Here is a 17,825-nt window from a genome sequence, read left to right on the forward strand (position 1 = left end):
GAAAGAGCGGCCCACGAAGGACCGCTCTTTTACTTTTATTGTTTGGTTGCTGCAACTTCAGCTTGAGCGTTGTGAGTATCCAGATACTCATCTGGTCCGATAATTCCAGCAGCACGATCTTGTTTTTCCAGTTCAAGGGCTTTCGGTACGGAGAGCCAGTAAGCAAAAGCAATCCCGATAATACCTGCACCCAATTTACCGAGCATGACCGGCAAGATAATGTTTGGTTGGAAGTTTGCCGAGAAGGACAAGTGGTCACCTAGCAAGAAAGCGGAACAAACCCCGAAGGAAATGTTGATAACCTTGTCTTTAGGCGGCATGGAACGAATGAGACGGAACATCGCCAGGATGTTTGCGCTCGTTGCGAGCAAGCCTGCACTACCAGAAGGGCTCATGCCAAGCTTATTACCCAATACTTCGAGTGGCTTCGCTGCATATTTACGCAGCATGTAAACCATTGGGAACGCACCTGCGAGCATGATACCGATGTAACCAGCGGTCTCCAACGCACGATATTGGTCGGTTGGATCTGCGATGATCGGATCGAAGCCCCAAGCTCCGAAAATCTTTGTGAAGATACCAGTAAAGTGTTGCACGATCGAGAAAACGAGTACGAGCTTGATAGCTGCATCCATTGTCTTTCCGAAAATCATGAAGCCTTTAATCATCAAGTCTGGCAGGAAGCGCAGACCAGCAGCAATCGCTAATACGAAGAACAAAATTGGTGAAAGGTTCAACAGTACCTGTCCGAAGCCAATGGCAAAAGCATAAGTCGATTCAGCGTTCGTCGAGATTTCATTGCGAACCTCTGCATTTGTCAAAACGAGAATGGCACTGGAGATAAAAGCACCGATCGGAACTGTCAAAATACCGGACATTACGCCAAGCGCCATGTATTTATGATCGCGCTTGTCCAACATAGCAAGTCCCATAGGGATGGAGAACACAATCGTAGCACCGGCCATCAGACCGACGATCATCGCCATAATCCAACCTTCTGTGGAGGTCTTCAGGAGGTTTGCCAACTGATAGCCACCCATGTCAGATGCGAGAATCGCAGTTGCCGCAATTGCAGGATCTGCTCCAATTTTGTTAAAGATGGGTGATACCGCTTTTTCTACGAACCAAGAGATGTACGGGAGGGACGCCATAATACCGGCGGCAGGAACGAAGATGTAACCTGTTGAGTGAATCCCTTCCATGAACTCCTTACCGAGACCCTCATCGCTGTTGCGGATCGCGGCAATGGCACCAATTACTGCACATAACATGATGATGTAAATAATGACGCTTCCAATGTGCTCCATGGATATCCCACCTTTTTGCGGATGTAAACAATAAAAGCACTTAGGATCTCATTAAATAAATGAGTGATACCCTAAGCGCCTTTGCTTACTTTTATGAACTTGTTTACAGGTAATGGTAATAACAGCCAGCTGGAACCGCTTTCATAGCTCGTTAAAAATAAACGGAAAATACATGTCGCGTTTATTCCTTTGTGTACATTCTGAATATTTTATGCTAGAAAGCGCCGTTGCTTTACTCTGCATTATAAAGAGATTATATGGGGAGGCATGGCTAATGTCAACTGCCCATTAGGAACAAAGAACGAATTATGTGAGGAAAAAGATGTGGAAAAAAAAGCCACCCTTGTTATTCGCAAGGGCAGCTTTATGTGTAATTTACAGTTTTGTTACGTTCTCAGCTTGTGGACCACGGTTGCCTTCAACTACGTTGAATTCTACGCGTTGGCCTTCTTCGAGGGTTTTGAAACCGTCGCCTTGGATTGCGCTGAAGTGAACGAATACATCGTTTCCGCCTTCAACTGCGATGAAGCCATAACCTTTTTCTGCGTTGAACCATTTAACTGTACCTGTTTGCATGGGTGTTACCTCCAACAAAATAAAATGAATATGTAACTTTTATTTATATAAAATAAAATTCACACATTGTAAAAGGTTCAAACATAAGTGTAAACCCTTTACAATATGTGAACGCTTTAAATAAGAATCTTTTGTTTAAGCTAATACTATCACAGACGACAGAGGAAAGCAATCGCTCAATACACGAAAGGACGGCCCAAATAGGAAATTCTGAGCCGTCCATTACAGACATGGAACAAAAGTTACTTAGGAAAAGAACTTCACTCTCTCATCCAACGGTTGGAATTGTTTTTCGCCTGGTTGAGCGGTTGGTTTGCCAAAAGGCATTTGTGCTCTCAGCTTCCATTCGTTAGGGATCTTCCACGTTTGTTGGACTGCTTCATCGATGAGTGGATTGTAATGCTGCAAGGAAGCACCGAAGCCCTCGGTTTCCAACGCAGTCCACACAACATACTGAAGCATTCCGGAAGATTGCTCGGACCAAATCGGGAAATTATCTTTGTACGCTTCGAATTGCTGCATGAGGTTTTGGACGACGCTTTGGTCTTCAAAGAAAAGAACAGTGCCGTAGCCGCTACCGAAGGCGTTCATTTTTTCTTCCGTGGCTCCGAAATTTTCAGCGGGAACGATTTTACGCAGTGTTTCTTTGGTAATGTTCCACAGCTTATCGTGCTCCGCACCCAAGAGGACAACAACGCGAGCGCTTTGGGAGTTGAATGCCGATGGGGTGTACTTTACTGCTTCCTGCACGATTTCTTTAATACGGTCATCAGATACAACGTTTTCCTTGCTGATTCCATAGTACGTTCTTCTGTCTTTTACGGCTGCAATAAAATCCTTACCCACTTTGCATTCCTCCTGCAACTTGTTTTTACACTAACATGATGCATTGAAAGGGAGAAGCTTATTCAATGCTTTGTTTCTTACATTTCGTAATTAAATATAAAATTGCGTGTAACTATTGTCAAGATTTGGGTTTGCTGATAGCGATAAGTAAACTTTTTTTCGGTTAAAATGGGATGATAAATGCTCGAATTAGTAAGGAGGATATTATGATTACCAAAATGGCAACGGTAGCTGTTTACGTAGAAGATCAGCAACGCGCAAAAGTGTTCTGGACAGAGAAGATTGGATTTGAGGTCAAGCAAGAGCACCCGATGGGACCAAACAGCAGTTGGCTGGAGGTAGGACCAGCAGGTGCCCAGACTGCTTTGGTGCTCTATCCGAAAAGTATGATGAGCAACTGGCAGGAACAAAAAGCCTCGATCGTTTTTGAATGTACAGAAGTTGAAAAGACGTACGAAACGATGCGGGCGAACGGCGTTGTTTTTCAAGGAGAACTGAACAAGATGCAATGGGGGACCTATGCGACTTTTCAGGATGAAGACGGCAACAGCTTTTTGCTAAAAGGATAAGGGTAGTGACGACCTCTGGCCAAATACGGCTGGAGGTTTTTTAATAAGACGAATTAAACAATCGCCCGAACGAGGTAATACATATGCGTAGTGGGAAGACCGTCAGAAGTCGCATAATGGTCAAAAATCGGCAGAACACTGTCCATGTGTTCTTCGATGGCGGACGTGAGAATAGTGGGACTTTGCCCGAAGCAACGCATACGAATGACATCAAGTGGGGTCTGAAAATACTCGGTGGCAAGCACCGTCTGAATATCCACTCGCTGGAAAGTAGCTTGTCTGAGTCTCTCCTGCAGATTTTGCAGGATCGGAGTGTCTGCTGGACGTGAACCAAATAAATGAGGAAACCATTCGAATAATTCGGCAGACAACTGATCACCCGGATGTAATCCGATGAACGAGCCTCCTCTTTTAACGACACGTGCTATATCTGGATAGGCGGAGGTAGGTCCCTTGCGATTGTAGGCGCAATCGAACGTATCGTCATGGAAGGGGAGGGTATATTTTGTATTGGTAACAACGAAGGAGACGTTTTCGGGTGTTTGCATACGGGCCTTTTGCACAAAGTGTTCTGTCACATCCAAGCCGACGATTTCTTTGGCAGAACGGCTCCAGTGCAGTGTGAATGCACCGTGCCCGCAGCCGATGTCGAGAACGGATTGATTCGGAACCAGTCGACTAATTTCTTCCATAAAAAGCGACTCGCCATTCGGTTCCGTAATGGTAGAGCGCCATGGGTATACGTATTCACCAGTCATTTTGCTCAACTGCGTGTACCAGGCCAAAGAGTGGGGGGAGAGCCAGTCAGGATGGGTGTTCGGATTCGGTGGATAAAGCATGATCGGTCACCTCTCATCTAGCGAAAATGCACAACAGGATTCATTGTAAGTATTTTCCTGCCTTTTGACAAACTCTTTAAACGGCTTTACACGAACGAAAAGTAGCGATAACGTGGAAAGTGGAAAGCGGTTGAAAGGAGACAGAGCAAATGATTTTGTCACAACAATATAGAAGCATTCTGGTCGTGACCTCCGTTGGCGCAGAACGGGATGCAGTGATGCGCGGCATTCAAGGAGATGAGCGATTCACTGTCATCGCTGGGGGAGTAGGGCCCGCAGCAGCCGCAGCGAGTACAGCTAGAGAGCTTGCTTGCGCGGATTACGATCTGGTCATTTGTGCAGGAATATGCGGTGGATTCGTAGGGCAAGCAGAGATTGGGTCACTGGTTGTCGCGACAGAGATTATTTGTGCAGATTTAGGGGCAGAAACCCCTGAGGGCTTTTGCAGTGTGGACGAGCTGGGATTTGGATCAGCGAAAGTAAGTGTTGACCAGGAGTTGGTGGAACAACTGACCAATTCGATGAAAGCGGCAGGCTTGGTTGCCAAAAAAGGCATCGTCCTTACACTATCCACCGTGACGGGAACAGCGGAAACAGCGGCTGCTTTGGCGCAGCGGATGCCAGACGCGCTAGCTGAAGCGATGGAGGGGTATGGCGTTGCGACTGCTGCCCAGGCTGCCAGACGACCTGTTCTGGAAATTCGCACGGTATCGAATGCAATTGGACCGCGGGATAAATCTGCTTGGCGGATAAAAGATGCGTTGGAATCTCTAGAAAAGGGAAGCTCTGTACTACGGGAGGTACTATCATGAAAATTGCATTTTCACCATGTCCGAATGACACTTTTGTTTTTCATGCCTGGGCACATGATTTGATTCCGGGAGCGCCAAAGCTCGATATTATGTACGCAGATATCGATATTACGAATACACTTGCTGCACAGGGAGAAGGCCCTGAAGTAATGAAAATCTCCTATGCGGCATTGCCATGGGTGATGGACAATTACTCGTTGCTCCCTTGCGGCGGTGCACTGGGTAGAGGATGCGGGCCACTCGTTTTGACCCAAGGAAATTCTGGCGAGAGTGTGAACGATCCAGCACGCCTGTCCAACAAACGTGTAGCGGTTCCAAGTGAGCGCTCCACAGCTTATTTACTGTTCCGGCTCTGGGCTGCACAAAATGTCCCAGGTGGTGTAGGGGAGATCGTCGTCATGCCGTTTCATGAGATTATGCCTGCTGTACGTGACGGCAAGATCGATGCAGGACTCGTGATCCACGAGGCGCGTTTTACGTATCAAAACTACGGGCTGTCGCTTATGACTGACTTGGGCAACTGGTGGGAATCTGATACCAGTTTGCCAATTCCACTGGGTGCCATCATCGCGAAAAAATCAATGGATATCGAGGCTCTGACCAATTGGACGCGCTCCTCTGTGGAATATGCATGGGCGAATCCGACCGCATCACAAGAATATGTCATGTCCCATGCTCAAGAGCTATCTCCGGAGGTAGCGCAAGCGCATATTAATTTGTACGTAAATGAGTTTACGAGAAATTTAGGAAATGATGGTTATGCAGCTGTAGAGGCGTTGCTCGGTCGTGCAGCCGAGGAAGGGCTTGTACCAGCATTTGATTTGTCGACATTACGGCGATAGCTAATTCAATAATACGAGGGGGCAGCTTACAGGGTTGCCCCCTTTTTTTGTTCGAGTGAAGCTTATCCAGCGTAGATCAACCCACATGCCAGGCGTTTTCCGCTATTTCCTGCCGGTTGTGAATGGAAATCATCCGGACTTTGATGGATGATCACGCTTCTACCGACCACATCGGCTGCACTGATTTTGTTTGTGAAAAAAGTCATTCGTGCATAGCCGTCATTGGAAAACAGTACGGGGAAGTCACCGACATGGTTGCCATGTGGTTGTTGTGTAGGGTTCCAATGACTGCCTGCAGCCGTAAAGGGATCTTTCGGATTTCCTACCGTGCAGACGCCATGCTCATGCAAATGAAAACCAAATGGCCCAATTTGCGGCTGATTGCCAGTGGCCGGCTGGAAAGCGGGGAGGCCACTGACTTCCACGAATACGTCGGTGCCGTAGGGGACATCGGTAAACACAATGTAGCCGTGCAGATCCGGTGCCAGTGGACCACCCTGAATTTCGGCAAAAGATTGTCCCGTTCTCCGTCCATGTTGTGAGGACACGGCTTGCAAGTCATATTCATAGGGGTATTCATAAGGCTGATATCCGTGCATCCTATACACCACCTTACTTCATGAACCAGTTTGACATATCTTATGTAAGTGGTGGGCGGATGGTTACTGGGCTGGGTAGGAAAACCAAGCGATTTCATAACGATGCGAGAGATGCAGTCCAGCCTTTTCAGCCGTTTTTTGCGAAGCGATATTCGAATCCATACAGTCCCACCACACAGTGGCTGCTTCCTGATGAAGCCGATTTTTCAATGGATAAGCCAGTGTACTAGACAAGCCTTTTTGACGATAAGGCTCTAGTGTTTCAACGCCGATAGCATGAGTCGACTGTCGAGATGATCTACCCAAAGTAACCCGGGATGATTGTCTGCGACAACTCCTGCAAACATCCGTCACTTTTATCATGGAGAAGCTGCCCTGCCAATTGTTGGTTTCCTTTCACGAGGTACACGTGAATCCACTTCCTTTTAAAAAGTTCTACATGAGCATAAGTAAGTATTTACCAAACGAAGTGGAAGTTCCTTTTCCCGCGTGAACATTGACGCTGATAATTATTTTCATCTACAATCAGGTGGAATTCCCCAGCATGGGAAAAAGGGTGGGCAAAACGTGAAAAGAGTGCTGCTGATAGAAGATGAGATCAATATGGCCCGATTTATTGAACTGGAGCTTAGCTACGAATCGTTTGCGATTACAGTCGCGCATGATGGACATAAAGGACTCGAGCTCGCTTTACAGGAAGAATGGGATGTCATATTATTGGACGTCATGCTTCCGGGGCTTGATGGTATTGCGGTTTGTCAAAAAATCCGCAGCGTGAAAAAGACGCCGATTATTATGCTGACAGCCAGAGACAGTATTACGGACCGCGTCTTTGGCTTGGACAGTGGGGCTGATGATTATATTCCGAAGCCCTTCGCGATCGAGGAGCTGTTGGCACGTATTCGCGTTGTGTTTCGACGTCAGGAAGAACAGGAGAATGTCCCCCGAACCATGCTTGCCCACCGAGGGCTGGTGGTCCAAATAGAGGGACGTATCGTAACCAAAAATAATCAACCTGTTGAGTTGACCAAAAGAGAGTATGATTTGCTCGTGACGTTCATGAAAAACATCAATCGAGTCCTGCCTCGTGACGTGCTGCTCGATACCGTGTGGGGATTCGAGGCGGCTGTCGAGACTAATGTTGTCGATGTGTACGTTCGATATTTGCGCAATAAAATCGATTCCCCCAATGAGGACAGCTATATCTCGACTGTACGCGGGATTGGCTATGTGATGCGAAAATGAGAGGACCATCGAGATTTTTACAGCTCCCGATCAAATGGAAGCTGACACTCTGGTCGTCGCTTCTGCTTTTTCTTGTATTCATTGGCTATAATAGCTTTCAATATTTTTTTGTAGAGAAGTGGATGTTTAATCAGGAACAGCAGGTTGTGCAACAGACCATGCGAGAATTCCTCAACTACGCGCTGGAAAAAGAGCAATCTTTTGAGGGCGAGGACCTCACAGAGCTGCGCAGCTTCTTGGAGAAAATTAATCAACGAAACCAGATGATTCGCATTCTGGACGAAGAGGGTAAACCGATTGTTGTCGTATCGGAAAATTTCCAAGATATCACACTGCCACCGCTTCCACCTGTTCAGTCGATTCGCACCCAGACCCAAGAAGTGCGTGGTGACCTGTTGATCATGAGCAGTCCACTTACGATCTTTCAATTTAACGGGACAGTGATGATTCTGAAGAATATGAAAGAGTTTGAGCAGTTGAGTGGTGCGCTCTTTCAGGTCATGGCAATCGGGTGCTTGACCGCTGTGATCATAAGCGGTCTGGGTGGAAGATTGCTCGCGAGGCAGTTACTTAGGCCCCTGCAATCGATGAATGAAACGATGAGCAACGTCCGGCAAAAAGGATTCCATGAACGTGTGCAGTTTCATGATAATCAGGATGAGATTGCGACCTTGATGAAAATGTTCAATAAAATGATGGATCAGGTGGAGCGTTCCTTTTTGCAGCAGAGACAATTCGTCGAAGATGCCTCACATGAGCTGCGGACGCCGATCGCGATTATCGAAGGGCATCTGGGAATGCTCCGGCGCTGGGGCAAAAATGATCCGGCTGTTTTGGAGGAATCCTTGCAGACATCTGTTCAAGAGCTCGCCAGACTAAAAGGACTGGTGCAGGAGCTACTCGTTTTGACGAGAGCGGAGCATGTGGAGGTAGAAGAGGATGTTGCGCTCCATGATCCGGATCGAGCCGTCTGTCACATGGTCAAGAAATTTGCCATGATTCAGCCGACATTTACAATTGAGCAAGAGCTTGGTCCTTTGGGCGGAGAAACCTTAGCCATATCGGAAGAACACCTGGAGCAAGTGCTACTGATCCTATTGGATAATGCGGTCAAGTATTCCGGGGAGAGCAGGAGAATCTGCGTGAGGGCCAAGGTGCAAGAAAAGGTTGCCTGTATGGAAATCATTGATGAAGGAATCGGCATACCCGAGCGGGACTTGCCGTATGTCTTGGACCGATTGTATCGGGTAGACAAAGCAAGAAATAGCGGGGAGAGCGGGTATGGACTCGGGCTTGCCATCGCCAAACGATTGCTGGCACGTTACAACGGAAGTATAACGATTCAGAGTGTGGAGCAGAAAGGCACGACTGTGACTGTTTTTGTGCCGCTTCGTCAGTGAATTTCAACCGATCCACATCTCGCTAAAAATAATTGGGGATGTTTTTTTATTTTCACAGCATTTTCTCATTTTTGTTCGTTACAATAAGCCTTGTCAATTGGCAATGATATTCATTATCAATAATCAGTGCGATAGAGAGGGAGAATCAAAATGAGAAAAAAATCGATGCTGGCGGTCATGCTGAGTACGATGCTGACGCTGCCAATACTTGCTGCATGCGGAAACGGTGCGAATACTGCCCAGCCGCAAACAGAAGCGCCAAAGGCACAAGAGCCGGCTGCTACAGAGCAAGTCGTCAACGTATTTACTGCGCGCCATTACGATATTGATAGCAAACTGTTCGCAGAATTCACGAAGCAAACAGGCATCAAGGTAAACGAAGTGAAGGGTACAGCAGAAGAGCTGGTTGAGCGTTTGAAGCGTGAAGGAGAGAGCTCCGAAGCGGATTTGTTCATCACGGTTGACGGTGGTGTTCTGAACTACGCGAAGCAAAATGGCGTTCTGCAACCGATTCAATCTGCTGAAGTAGAGAAAAACGTACCGAAAGAGCTGCGCGATCCTGACAATCAATGGATCGGTATGGCTACCCGTGCGCGTGTAATCGTCTATGCAAAGGATCGCGTGAAGCCAGAGCAGCTGTCTACGTATGAAGATTTGGCTACAGATAAATGGAAAGGCAAAGTATTGGTACGCTCTTCTTCCAATCTGTACAACCAGTCACTCGTTGCTTCTTTTATAGAGCTGAATGGCGAGCAGGCTGCTTTGGATTGGGCAAAGGGTCTGGTAAACAACTTCGCGCGCAAGCCTGAAGGTGGAGACCGTGATCAGGCAAAAGCTGTCGTTGCCAAAGTCGGTGACGTTGCGATCATGAACACCTATTATGTTGGACAAATGCTGAATTCTAAAGATACAGAGGAAGTAAAAGTCGCGCAAAACATCGGCGTTTTCTTCCCGAACCAAGAAACGACAGGCACACACTTGAACATCAGTGGTATTGGTTTGACCAAGCACGCGAAAAACAAGGACAATGCCGTGAAATTGATGGAGTTCGTCACAGGGAAAGAGGCTCAAACGATGCTGACAAACGGAAGCTACGAGTTCCCTGTCAATGCAGAGGCTGACAAGCCTGCTCTTTTGAAAGAGTGGGGAGAATTCAAAACACAAAAGCTCGACTTTGCTAAGCTCGGCGAGTATAACAAAAAAGCGGTAGAACTGCTAAATCAAGCAGGTTGGAAATAAGCATGACGGGAGCACTTTTGCGTAGAAGCCTGAGACGAAAACTGAACGGGTGGGTAACGCTGAGCGTGATAGGGGCCTTTTTGGCCCTTCTCCCGTCTCTTTATATTTTTTTCGGACTCTTTCAAAAACAGAATGAAAACTGGCAGCATATTCAAGAGTATATGTTGCTGGATTACGCGCTGCAGTCGCTATGGCTCGTGCTCGGTACCGGAGCCTGTACGATCATCGTAGGTGTGACCTTGGCTTGGCTGGTCGCTGCTTACGATTTTCCATTGCGTCGCTTCTTTTCATTTGCTTTTGTACTGCCGCTGGCGATTCCTCCCTATATCGCTGCATACACGTACGGCTCCATGCTCAGCTACACGGGGAGCATTCAGACGACTTTACGTGAAACATTCGGGTTGACGCTCGATCAACGCTACTTTGACATCATGTCGATGAAGGGCGCTATTTTTATATTTACGCTGTTTTTGTTCCCGTACGTCTATTTGATTACGAAAACCTTTCTTGAAAAACAGAGTGCGGTGTTCATTGAAAATGCCAGATTGCTCGGAAAAAACCAAGCGCATATCTTTTTTCGTATCGTCCTGCCTATGTCACAGGCAGCTATTGTGGGTGGCGCGAGTCTGGTGGCATTTGAAGTGCTCAATGATTTTGGAGTGACGAAGCATTTTGGGATTCAGTCTTTTACAGCGGCGATTTTCAAGACGTGGTTTGGCATGTATGACGTAGAATCGGCCATTCGTTTGTCCGCCTGGCTTATGACCTTGATTATCGGGATCTCTATCGTTGAGCGACTCGTGCGTAAGCGGAAAAAATACAGCTCGCCTACGAACAGGAGCACGCCGCTCACACGCAGAAAATTGCGCGGAATCCCGATGTTCGCTGCTGTAATCTTCGGACTGGTTATTGTTACATTTTCATTTGTGATCCCTGTTGGGCAGTTGATTGTCTGGGCGACGTGGACGTATGGGGAAGTGTTAAATGAGACCTTCTGGAAGCTCTTGAGCAATACGCTGTTCATCTCCTGTATCTCAATCACCATCTTGATGCTGCTCGCCGTAACTGTAGCGAATGTCATCCGATTCTCCCGAGGCTCGATATTCGCTGTGGCACTGACGCGCTTGATTTCCATGGGCTATTCCATTCCGGGCGCAGTCTTGTCCATCGGGGTGATGGCGGTGATGATGTCCGTAGATAAAGAACTGAGTTCCTTCTATAGCTGGCTGGGCTTAGGCGCCAACAAGCTGGTACTCAGCATGTCCTTGTTCATGCTGACGTTTGCCTACATCATCCGCTTCCTTGCTGTCGGATTCAATGCAGTCGAAGCGGGGTTTGAGAAGACGGGAAACCGTTATTCAGAAGCGGCACGTATGCTCGGGATGAGCATGACACGAACCTTTTTCAAGGTGGATTTGCCATTAATCAAAGGGGCTGTGTTCACTGGTTTTATCTTGGTGTTCATGGAAATCGTGAAGGAATTGCCGCTTACCTTGCTCCTTCGTCCCTATAACTTCGAGACGCTGGCGACCAAAGCTTATCAATATGCGAGCGATGAACAAATTCATCAGGCCGCGATTCCTTCGCTCTGTATCATTGCAGTGGGGATCGTCTCCGTTATTTTCTATCACTGGTTAGGAGAGAGACAGGCAAAATGACTTTTTTTGAAGTGAAAAACCTGACGTTTGGCTATGAAAGCGGGAACGGCAGCGTTATCCGGGATTTTTCCTTGCAGATGGAGCAGGGGGAAGTAGTCGGGCTGCTCGGGAATAGCGGTTGCGGAAAAAGTACATTGCTTCGCTTAATAGCCGGACTGGAGTCCCCGAAGAGCGGACGCATCCAGATCGATGGAAAGGTGTTGGTCGATCAGGGGCAGTTTGTGGAGCCAGAGCAACGCGGGATCGGCATGATTTTTCAGGATTATGCGCTTTTCCCGCATTTGACTGTCGAGCAAAACATCTTGTTCGGTCTGCATCGATTGTCCAAAGCAGAGCGTATAGTTCGATTGAAAGAGATCCTGGCGCTCGTGCAGCTCGAAGGCTATGGCAAGCGATATCCACATGAGCTGAGCGGGGGACAGCAGCAGCGTGTCGCATTTGCGCGTGCGCTGGCACCTAGACCGGCTATCTTGTTGATGGATGAGCCGTTCAGTAATCTGGATGCCGAGCTGAAAACGAAAATACGCGATGACTTGAAGCAAATGCTGCGAGCTGCCAAGATGACTTCGATCCTAGTCACGCATGACAAAGCAGATGCGGAAACGATTTGTGATCGCATCATTCGCATGACTCGCTAAGGGAAATGTGCAGCTTTCAACCTCCAAAGTGCATAGTCGTACCGTACGTTGTTGTATAATGTGCATACGACGAATTTTGCAGTGTGCGGTCTGCTGTCTATTAGTCAGCTCCGTTCAAATAGAGGAGGATGGAACATGAAAATTGAAATTTGGTCTGATTTTGCCTGCCCGTTTTGCTATATCGGAAAGCGCCGTCTGGAAGGAGCGCTGTCTCAATTTCCGCATAAGGATCAAGTAGAGGTCGTATATCGCAGCTTCCAGCTCGACCCGCAGATGGAACGCGATACCGATATGGACATGCATGAAGTACTGGCAGCCAAGTATAGCATTCCGCTCGAACAGGCGAAGGGGATGAATGACCAAGTTACCCAAATGGCAAAAGGCGTCGGTCTCGACTATCATTTTGACACGATGATTCCGACCAATACATTCGATGCACATCGCTTGACGCACTTTGCCCATGCTCATGGAAAAATGAAGGAAATGAAGGAGCGAATGCTGAAGGCGTACTTTACGGAATCGCTCCATCTCGGTGACCACGAGGTGCTAGCACAGCTTGCTTCTGAGGTGGGCTTGGACAAGGAAGCGACGCTCGCCATGCTGGCAGGAGACGAATACAGAGAGCAAGTACAGGAGGACAAACAAAGAGGCAACGATTTGGGTGTCACGGGTGTACCGTTCTTTGTCATTAACAACAAATATGCAGTCTCTGGCGCGCAGCCTGGTGAAGTCTTTTTGGGCGCATTGAACCAGGTGTGGGAAGAAGAAAGCGCAACTCCTGCTCTGAAATTCGTACAGAACGACGAGAAAAAAGACGAGCAATCCGGCGACAATTGCGCAGATGGCTCCTGCAAAATATAAGCAACACGAAAACCTAAGAGAAAAGCCGATCCTCCTGAAATGAAGGGGAATCGGCTTTTCTCATCGCTTGAGATCACTGAATAACGAGATTATTTCCTAATACTGTGAACTGTTTACCAATATTAGAAGCAAATAGGGATGAAGCAGCGCTAACGCTTCCAATTTGCTTGCCAGAGCTGAAGTCATGACTTCCTTGTAGAGTAATATTCTCGAGACCAAAAAAGAAAAGTGTCAATGTGAGCATTGCCGTATTCTGCGCTTCAGTTCCCTGATGCACGGTGCGCTTCATACTCGCGTAATTGGCTACATGGTTATTTCCCTCAAACACTTTACCACCTTCATATTGCCACCCACCAGCAGAGTCATCCACATTCGTCAGACTGAGTCGATTTAATGTCAGGTTCATATTAGTTACCTCCCGTAGTCGCCTTGTGCCTTGTTTCTACTGGTCATCATATGCCCTGGGTGCCCAAAGTTGTCGGTATAACACGCCTATTTCCATATGGCTCATGATTTGTTATTAAATGGATAATTATAATCCCCTTTCAGGTCTCACTATCTGCTCCGTTTCTTTGGTGGGCTCTACCAACTCGTTACAGTCTAATTTCGTTGGGAAAATTTTCTTTCCCCCTGAAACAAAAAGGGAACTCATTCGAATAATGGACAGAGTGAAAAATAGCTGGGGCCCTAGCATCACTATCCAAAAAGAGTGAGGAATGAACGAACCGTGAATAAATGGACGAAAAGCGTATTGGCAATCATGACAGCGAGTCTGACTGTGACGACACCGATCAGTTCTATGGCGGCAAAAGAATCGAGTGTAACGGTTCAGGGGGAGAGCAAAGGTGATGGAGCTATCGATGAGAAGCTGATCAGGAAAATCGAAAAGTCTGTTGAGAGACTCGTTCAAATTGTGCCTTATCTAAAGAACTATCCAATCACCGAATTGGAGATGAACGCAGAAACATCCCGGATTGAAGTGAAAAAGTATCAAACGAAGGAAAAGAAAGCTCCCTTTGTGATCTTGCATGTCGATCAAGATTCAGGTGAAGTTAAATTTTTTAGTCACATCATAGGCAAAGGAGGTTTCTCCTCCACCTATCCCTTAGAAGATGCGAAGAAAAGGGCAACGGAGTTCATGAAGCAATGGTATGGCGAGGGTATGGCGGACTATCAGTTGGACGAGGAAGCCTCCAATCGGAATTCTTCCATTTTGTTTCGCAAAAGGGTAAATGGGATTCCGTTCCGCAATGACACACTGAATTTCGCCATCAATAGCGAAGGACAAATTCAGCATCTGGCAAGAGGCGACGGGTATGCAGAGCCAGTGGAAATGGAACAGGACATCAGCAAAATTCAATTCGCTGATCCCAATAAGGTTCATCCAAAAGAAAAGGTTGAAGCGATGTTTGCATCTGCTATGAAGCCTTACTACGGACGAAGTGCAGATGGGCAAAGCTACAGGTTCTTGTACGCTCCTTCTCACGAGGGAATTAATGCGAGCCGCGGAGCTGAGCTGTCCGCCAAACAAAACGACAAAATCATCCAGTTCCAACCAAAAGCGAAGCAAACGATCATCAAGTCAAAAGAGGAGGCAGCAGCTTTCTTGGCAGCGCAGACAGGATACAATCCCACAAAAGGGCGTGCAACTTTTCAGGAAGAAAGCCATCCGAAAACCGGAATCACCAACTATTTGTGGATGACGGAGGAAGAGGTCATCGCCAATATCTTCTTCGAAACCAAGACAGGAAAGGTAACGAATTATCAAGTATTGGATACAAAACGGAAAAGTGCGGCAGACAAAAAGCTGAGCGAAGAGCAGGCGCTAAAAGCAGCCGTGGAAGCCATGTCCGAGTTCCTTCCTCTCACCGATAAAGAAATGGTCATCACTGCTAATCGATATGAGCCCGATCAAAATTTGTTCAAATTTGATTTCACCATGCTTCATCGGGGGTATCCGGTAGATGGTATGCTTCGACAGGCGCACGTAGATGCAGTCACCGGAAAAGCGACTCTACTAGATTGGAGAGTCTCTCAAACGATCAAACTGCCGGATATCAAGAACGCCATGACAAAAGAAGAAGCAGCTAAGAAGTTTCTTAAAAAATATCCAATGAAGCTGTATTACTCCTTGGATGAGGAAAATAACAACATCGCCGAGCTCGTTTATATTTCACCACTCGTTTCTAACGAAGAAATCGATGCGCTAACCGGGGAGTTCTATACCTATGGAGAAGAGGGAGAATCTGAGTAAGAAAGGGGGAAGCTTGTTGTCTGGGGAGTTAACGGAACGAATCGGAGTTATTTACGAGGCTCACTATGATGACATCTACTACTTCTTGCTCTACTTTACTGGTAGACAAGAAGATGCAGAAGACATGGTGCAGGAAGTATTTTCACGACTATTAAAAATACTGCCGAGGTATGATGGTCGAGTCGCAATGAAGACATGGCTTTTTTCCATCGCCAAGCATGTCGCGATTGATCATTATCGCAAGCAAAAGTGGCAGCGTTTGTTCTCAGACAACTGGTTGGCCCTCATGAAGTCTACGGAGGGTCTTCCAGAAGAGGAGTTTGCCACAAAAGAAGAGATGCATAGTATTCAACGGGCTTTGCAAAAGCTAAAGCCCGATCAGCGTATCATTGTGATTTTACGATACATAAAGGAGTACAGCGTCAAGGAAACAGCCGAGATTTTGGGGTTTCCGGAGACAAAAGTGAGAGTGGACTGTCACAGGGGACTAAAGGCGTTGCAGAAAATACTCGGCAACGCTTGCGAGGAGAGGATTGCCAATGAGTTTGCCAGATGAAAACCACGTGATCGAATTACTGAAGCAAGTCAGGCAGGAGAGCATCCCACCTCGTCAAGTGTGGAAGCAGATGGGCAAGGAAAGGCTCATTCGTGAGGCGTATCGAAAGCAGCAAGCAACGAAGATCAAGCGGGTTGTCGCCGGAGCAGGTTCCCTTGCAGCAGCCGTATTCATGGGTGTTTGGCTGAGCTATGATTCACCGCTGAAGCCATCTGTTGATAGGCAAACAACGATCTCACCTCCAGCCGCCATATCAGCTACGCCTTCTCTGCCAGTTGAAAGCATGGCCAAGCCACAGCAGGAGCAGGAAGCTACCCAAAAAGTAGACAACAAAATCGTTCAGAACCAAACGGTTACACATGATGCTTCACAGCCGCAGTCCGTAGCCAAGGAGTCTGCAACGAACTCAACAGATAGGAGCCAACCCACAACAACACGAGAGAAATCACCATTGGAACATCAGGCAGAGGCTTATTTGCAAAAGAAGCTGGGAGCACAGAGCAAACAGTTTGAAGTAGATTATATTCACTCGAATTTGGCAACAGGAGAAGTAGCTTTTCGCAAAATCATCAATGGCATTCCTCTTCAGGAGAATAGCGCGACGGTCCGTATCTCCCCAAAAACAGGGGAAATGACCTTGTTTCTTTACCCTGATTTCGAAGATAGTGGGGGAGCATCTCAGTCTGCCAATCGGGACGGGACGATCGACAAGAAGAAGGCCGCCCAACAGCTGGGGGGTACGCTTCGCCTCGTTTATGCAGGAAAGAAACAACTAGGGCTTCAATATGTAGTAGCATCAGATGTTTATGTGAACGCGAAAACAGGCACGCTGATCAGCCAAGCGAGAGCAGAGAAAAAGTCCGTTGCTGTTTCGGGACAAGGAAAACCACTCATACTGAAAACTTCTAATGAAGTGGCAGAGCTGCTTGAACGCAAGTTGGGCATAAAGGTGGAACAAAAAGCATTCATCGGTGTAAATTCGCGTGGTATTTCATACTCTTGGAACGGTGGGCAGGGCAACGGTGTTTCGGTTGAGACGACAGATGACGGAGCATTCCTCGGGTTTTCACGGATGGCTGCAAATGAACGTCAGAACCAACGTGAAATGACCTACGAACAGGCACAAACACTGGCGATAGCCCACCTGGAGAAATTCCTCCCCACCGATGTTCGTGAGCTGTCATTGGAAGCGTCGCAAGAGTTACCTAGCACCATTCAGTTTACCTTTGCTCCGAAGGTCAACGGGATTCCCGTCATGGAGCATCCTTATAAAGTGTCGGTCGAGCTGGCTAGCGGGCTTGTTACCGAGCTTACGGGCAACTTTTCGGATTTATCATGGATACAGATTGATCAGACAGCAAAAACGCTCTCCAAGGAAGAGGCACTTGATCAATTTGTGCAACATGCTCCGCTGGAACTCGTGTACTTGCCAGCAGAAAAAGGGGCGGAGCCAGTGCTTGCTTACCAAATCCGCCGGGATTCAGAACAGCCATGGGCAATAGAAGCCACGACAGGTAAGGTCATCAACTAAAAAGCCCGCAACGAACCTCCATGAAAAGATGCTTCATGGAGGATTTGCTTTTT

Annotated in this window: 19 protein-coding genes; 12 read left to right on the top strand and 7 right to left on the bottom strand. The window is 47.4% G+C overall.

All coding sequences use genetic code 11. From position 1 onward, the window contains the following. Window positions 1-35: 35 nt before the first annotated feature. The 3 genes from eutH to HP401_RS16580 all read right to left on the bottom strand — a co-directional run bounded on the left by eutH (window position 36) and on the right by HP401_RS16580 (window position 2,729). On the bottom strand, window positions 36-1,307 hold the full coding sequence (gene eutH / locus HP401_RS16570) for an ethanolamine utilization protein EutH (protein WP_012684681.1): 1,272 nt from the start codon (window positions 1,305-1,307) through the stop codon (window positions 36-38). 375 nt (window positions 1,308-1,682) lie between these two features. Continuing rightward, the gene (locus tag HP401_RS16575; RefSeq protein ID WP_007725380.1) at window positions 1,683-1,883 is read right to left on the bottom strand and encodes a cold-shock protein; all 201 of its coding nucleotides are present in this window, start codon (window positions 1,881-1,883) and stop codon (window positions 1,683-1,685) included. A 246-nt stretch (window positions 1,884-2,129) separates the two neighbouring features. Further along, on the bottom strand, window positions 2,130-2,729 hold the full coding sequence (locus HP401_RS16580) for a nitroreductase family protein (RefSeq protein ID WP_173605762.1): 600 nt from the start codon (window positions 2,727-2,729) through the stop codon (window positions 2,130-2,132). Between the two features lie 206 nt (window positions 2,730-2,935). Here HP401_RS16580 and HP401_RS16585 point away from each other — a divergent pair, with 206 nt between their 5' ends. Next, complete coding sequence (locus HP401_RS16585; RefSeq protein ID WP_173605763.1) at window positions 2,936-3,298, top strand: VOC family protein; 363 nt, start codon at window positions 2,936-2,938, stop codon at window positions 3,296-3,298. A gap of 53 nt (window positions 3,299-3,351) precedes the next feature. On the opposite strand, the gene HP401_RS16590 is transcribed toward HP401_RS16585, so the two are convergent. Next, window positions 3,352-4,137 (bottom strand): class I SAM-dependent methyltransferase, encoded by a 786-nt coding sequence (locus HP401_RS16590; RefSeq protein ID WP_173605764.1) that lies wholly within the window; start codon window positions 4,135-4,137, stop codon window positions 3,352-3,354. Window positions 4,138-4,286: 149 nt separating this feature from the next. Between HP401_RS16590 and HP401_RS16595 the strand changes: the two genes are divergently transcribed. Both HP401_RS16595 and HP401_RS16600 read left to right on the top strand, forming a co-directional pair. Then, a complete protein-coding gene (locus tag HP401_RS16595) occupies window positions 4,287-4,949 on the top strand; it encodes a futalosine hydrolase (protein WP_173605765.1) in 663 nt (220 codons plus the stop codon). Continuing rightward, a complete protein-coding gene (locus HP401_RS16600) occupies window positions 4,946-5,791 on the top strand; it encodes a 1,4-dihydroxy-6-naphtoate synthase (RefSeq protein WP_173605766.1) in 846 nt (281 codons plus the stop codon). Before HP401_RS16595 ends, HP401_RS16600 begins: the two co-directional genes overlap by 4 nt. Before the next feature lie 62 nt (window positions 5,792-5,853). On the opposite strand, the gene HP401_RS16605 is transcribed toward HP401_RS16600, so the two are convergent. Both HP401_RS16605 and HP401_RS16610 read right to left on the bottom strand, forming a co-directional pair. After that, window positions 5,854-6,390: a superoxide dismutase family protein gene (locus HP401_RS16605; protein WP_173605767.1), complete on the bottom strand. Its 537-nt coding sequence runs from the start codon at window positions 6,388-6,390 to the stop codon at window positions 5,854-5,856. 63 nt (window positions 6,391-6,453) lie between these two features. Next, the gene (locus HP401_RS16610; RefSeq protein WP_173605768.1) at window positions 6,454-6,753 is read right to left on the bottom strand and encodes a GNAT family N-acetyltransferase; all 300 of its coding nucleotides are present in this window, start codon (window positions 6,751-6,753) and stop codon (window positions 6,454-6,456) included. A 204-nt stretch (window positions 6,754-6,957) separates the two neighbouring features. Here HP401_RS16610 and HP401_RS16615 point away from each other — a divergent pair, with 204 nt between their 5' ends. From HP401_RS16615 to HP401_RS16640, 6 genes are all read left to right on the top strand, one after another. Next, entirely contained in the window at window positions 6,958-7,635 is a 678-nt protein-coding gene (locus tag HP401_RS16615) for a response regulator transcription factor (protein WP_173605769.1), read from the top strand. Then, window positions 7,632-9,035 carry a sensor histidine kinase gene (locus HP401_RS16620; protein ID WP_173605770.1) on the top strand — a complete coding sequence of 468 codons (1,404 nt, stop codon included), beginning with the start codon at window positions 7,632-7,634 and terminating at the stop codon, window positions 9,033-9,035. Before HP401_RS16615 ends, HP401_RS16620 begins: the two co-directional genes overlap by 4 nt. 150 nt (window positions 9,036-9,185) lie before the next feature. Continuing rightward, window positions 9,186-10,274 carry a Fe(3+) ABC transporter substrate-binding protein gene (locus tag HP401_RS16625; RefSeq protein WP_173605771.1) on the top strand — a complete coding sequence of 363 codons (1,089 nt, stop codon included), beginning with the start codon at window positions 9,186-9,188 and terminating at the stop codon, window positions 10,272-10,274. A gap of 2 nt (window positions 10,275-10,276) precedes the next feature. Beyond that, complete coding sequence (locus HP401_RS16630; protein WP_173605772.1) at window positions 10,277-11,932, top strand: ABC transporter permease; 1,656 nt, start codon at window positions 10,277-10,279, stop codon at window positions 11,930-11,932. Next, window positions 11,929-12,570 carry an ABC transporter ATP-binding protein gene (locus tag HP401_RS16635; protein ID WP_173605773.1) on the top strand — a complete coding sequence of 214 codons (642 nt, stop codon included), beginning with the start codon at window positions 11,929-11,931 and terminating at the stop codon, window positions 12,568-12,570. The genes HP401_RS16630 and HP401_RS16635 overlap by 4 nt, the downstream gene beginning before the upstream one ends. A gap of 135 nt (window positions 12,571-12,705) precedes the next feature. After that, window positions 12,706-13,431, top strand: a complete 726-nt coding sequence (locus tag HP401_RS16640; protein WP_012684695.1) for a DsbA family oxidoreductase — start codon at window positions 12,706-12,708, stop codon at window positions 13,429-13,431. A gap of 73 nt (window positions 13,432-13,504) precedes the next feature. On the opposite strand, the gene HP401_RS16645 is transcribed toward HP401_RS16640, so the two are convergent. Then, window positions 13,505-13,837 (bottom strand): hypothetical protein, encoded by a 333-nt coding sequence (locus tag HP401_RS16645; protein ID WP_173605774.1) that lies wholly within the window; start codon window positions 13,835-13,837, stop codon window positions 13,505-13,507. A 321-nt stretch (window positions 13,838-14,158) separates the two neighbouring features. On the opposite strand from HP401_RS16645, the gene HP401_RS16650 reads away from it, so the two are divergent. The 3 genes from HP401_RS16650 to HP401_RS16660 are packed head-to-tail and all read left to right on the top strand — an operon-like array spanning window position 14,159 to window position 17,772. Continuing rightward, window positions 14,159-15,685, top strand: coding sequence for a YcdB/YcdC domain-containing protein (locus HP401_RS16650; RefSeq protein ID WP_173605775.1), 1,527 nt, complete (start codon window positions 14,159-14,161; stop codon window positions 15,683-15,685). Beyond that, entirely contained in the window at window positions 15,660-16,241 is a 582-nt protein-coding gene (locus tag HP401_RS16655; protein WP_173605776.1) for an RNA polymerase sigma factor, read from the top strand. The genes HP401_RS16650 and HP401_RS16655 overlap by 26 nt, the downstream gene beginning before the upstream one ends. Then, the gene (locus HP401_RS16660) at window positions 16,225-17,772 is read left to right on the top strand and encodes a YcdB/YcdC domain-containing protein (protein ID WP_173605777.1); all 1,548 of its coding nucleotides are present in this window, start codon (window positions 16,225-16,227) and stop codon (window positions 17,770-17,772) included. The genes HP401_RS16655 and HP401_RS16660 overlap by 17 nt, the downstream gene beginning before the upstream one ends. Window positions 17,773-17,825 lie beyond the last annotated feature (53 nt).

It is taken from the genome of Brevibacillus sp. HB2.2 (assembly GCF_013284275.1).
GTDB classification, from domain to species: domain Bacteria; phylum Bacillota; class Bacilli; order Brevibacillales; family Brevibacillaceae; genus Brevibacillus; species Brevibacillus brevis_D.

Coding starts and splice junctions, on each gene's coding strand:
- eutH (WP_012684681.1), bottom strand. CDS start 1,307: ATGGAGCACATTGGAAGCGTCATTATTTACATCATCATGTTATGTGCA.
- HP401_RS16575 (WP_007725380.1), bottom strand. CDS start 1,883: ATGCAAACAGGTACAGTTAAATGGTTCAACGCAGAAAAAGGTTATGGC.
- HP401_RS16585 (WP_173605763.1), top strand. CDS start 2,936: ATGATTACCAAAATGGCAACGGTAGCTGTTTACGTAGAAGATCAGCAA.
- HP401_RS16590 (WP_173605764.1), bottom strand. CDS start 4,137: ATGCTTTATCCACCGAATCCGAACACCCATCCTGACTGGCTCTCCCCC.
- HP401_RS16595 (WP_173605765.1), top strand. CDS start 4,287: ATGATTTTGTCACAACAATATAGAAGCATTCTGGTCGTGACCTCCGTT.
- HP401_RS16600 (WP_173605766.1), top strand. CDS start 4,946: ATGAAAATTGCATTTTCACCATGTCCGAATGACACTTTTGTTTTTCAT.
- HP401_RS16605 (WP_173605767.1), bottom strand. CDS start 6,390: ATGCACGGATATCAGCCTTATGAATACCCCTATGAATATGACTTGCAA.
- HP401_RS16610 (WP_173605768.1), bottom strand. CDS start 6,753: ATGATAAAAGTGACGGATGTTTGCAGGAGTTGTCGCAGACAATCATCC.
- HP401_RS16620 (WP_173605770.1), top strand. CDS start 7,632: ATGAGAGGACCATCGAGATTTTTACAGCTCCCGATCAAATGGAAGCTG.
- HP401_RS16625 (WP_173605771.1), top strand. CDS start 9,186: ATGAGAAAAAAATCGATGCTGGCGGTCATGCTGAGTACGATGCTGACG.
- HP401_RS16630 (WP_173605772.1), top strand. CDS start 10,277: ATGACGGGAGCACTTTTGCGTAGAAGCCTGAGACGAAAACTGAACGGG.
- HP401_RS16635 (WP_173605773.1), top strand. CDS start 11,929: ATGACTTTTTTTGAAGTGAAAAACCTGACGTTTGGCTATGAAAGCGGG.
- HP401_RS16640 (WP_012684695.1), top strand. CDS start 12,706: ATGAAAATTGAAATTTGGTCTGATTTTGCCTGCCCGTTTTGCTATATC.
- HP401_RS16645 (WP_173605774.1), bottom strand. CDS start 13,837: ATGAACCTGACATTAAATCGACTCAGTCTGACGAATGTGGATGACTCT.
- HP401_RS16655 (WP_173605776.1), top strand. CDS start 15,660: ATGGAGAAGAGGGAGAATCTGAGTAAGAAAGGGGGAAGCTTGTTGTCT.
- HP401_RS16660 (WP_173605777.1), top strand. CDS start 16,225: ATGAGTTTGCCAGATGAAAACCACGTGATCGAATTACTGAAGCAAGTC.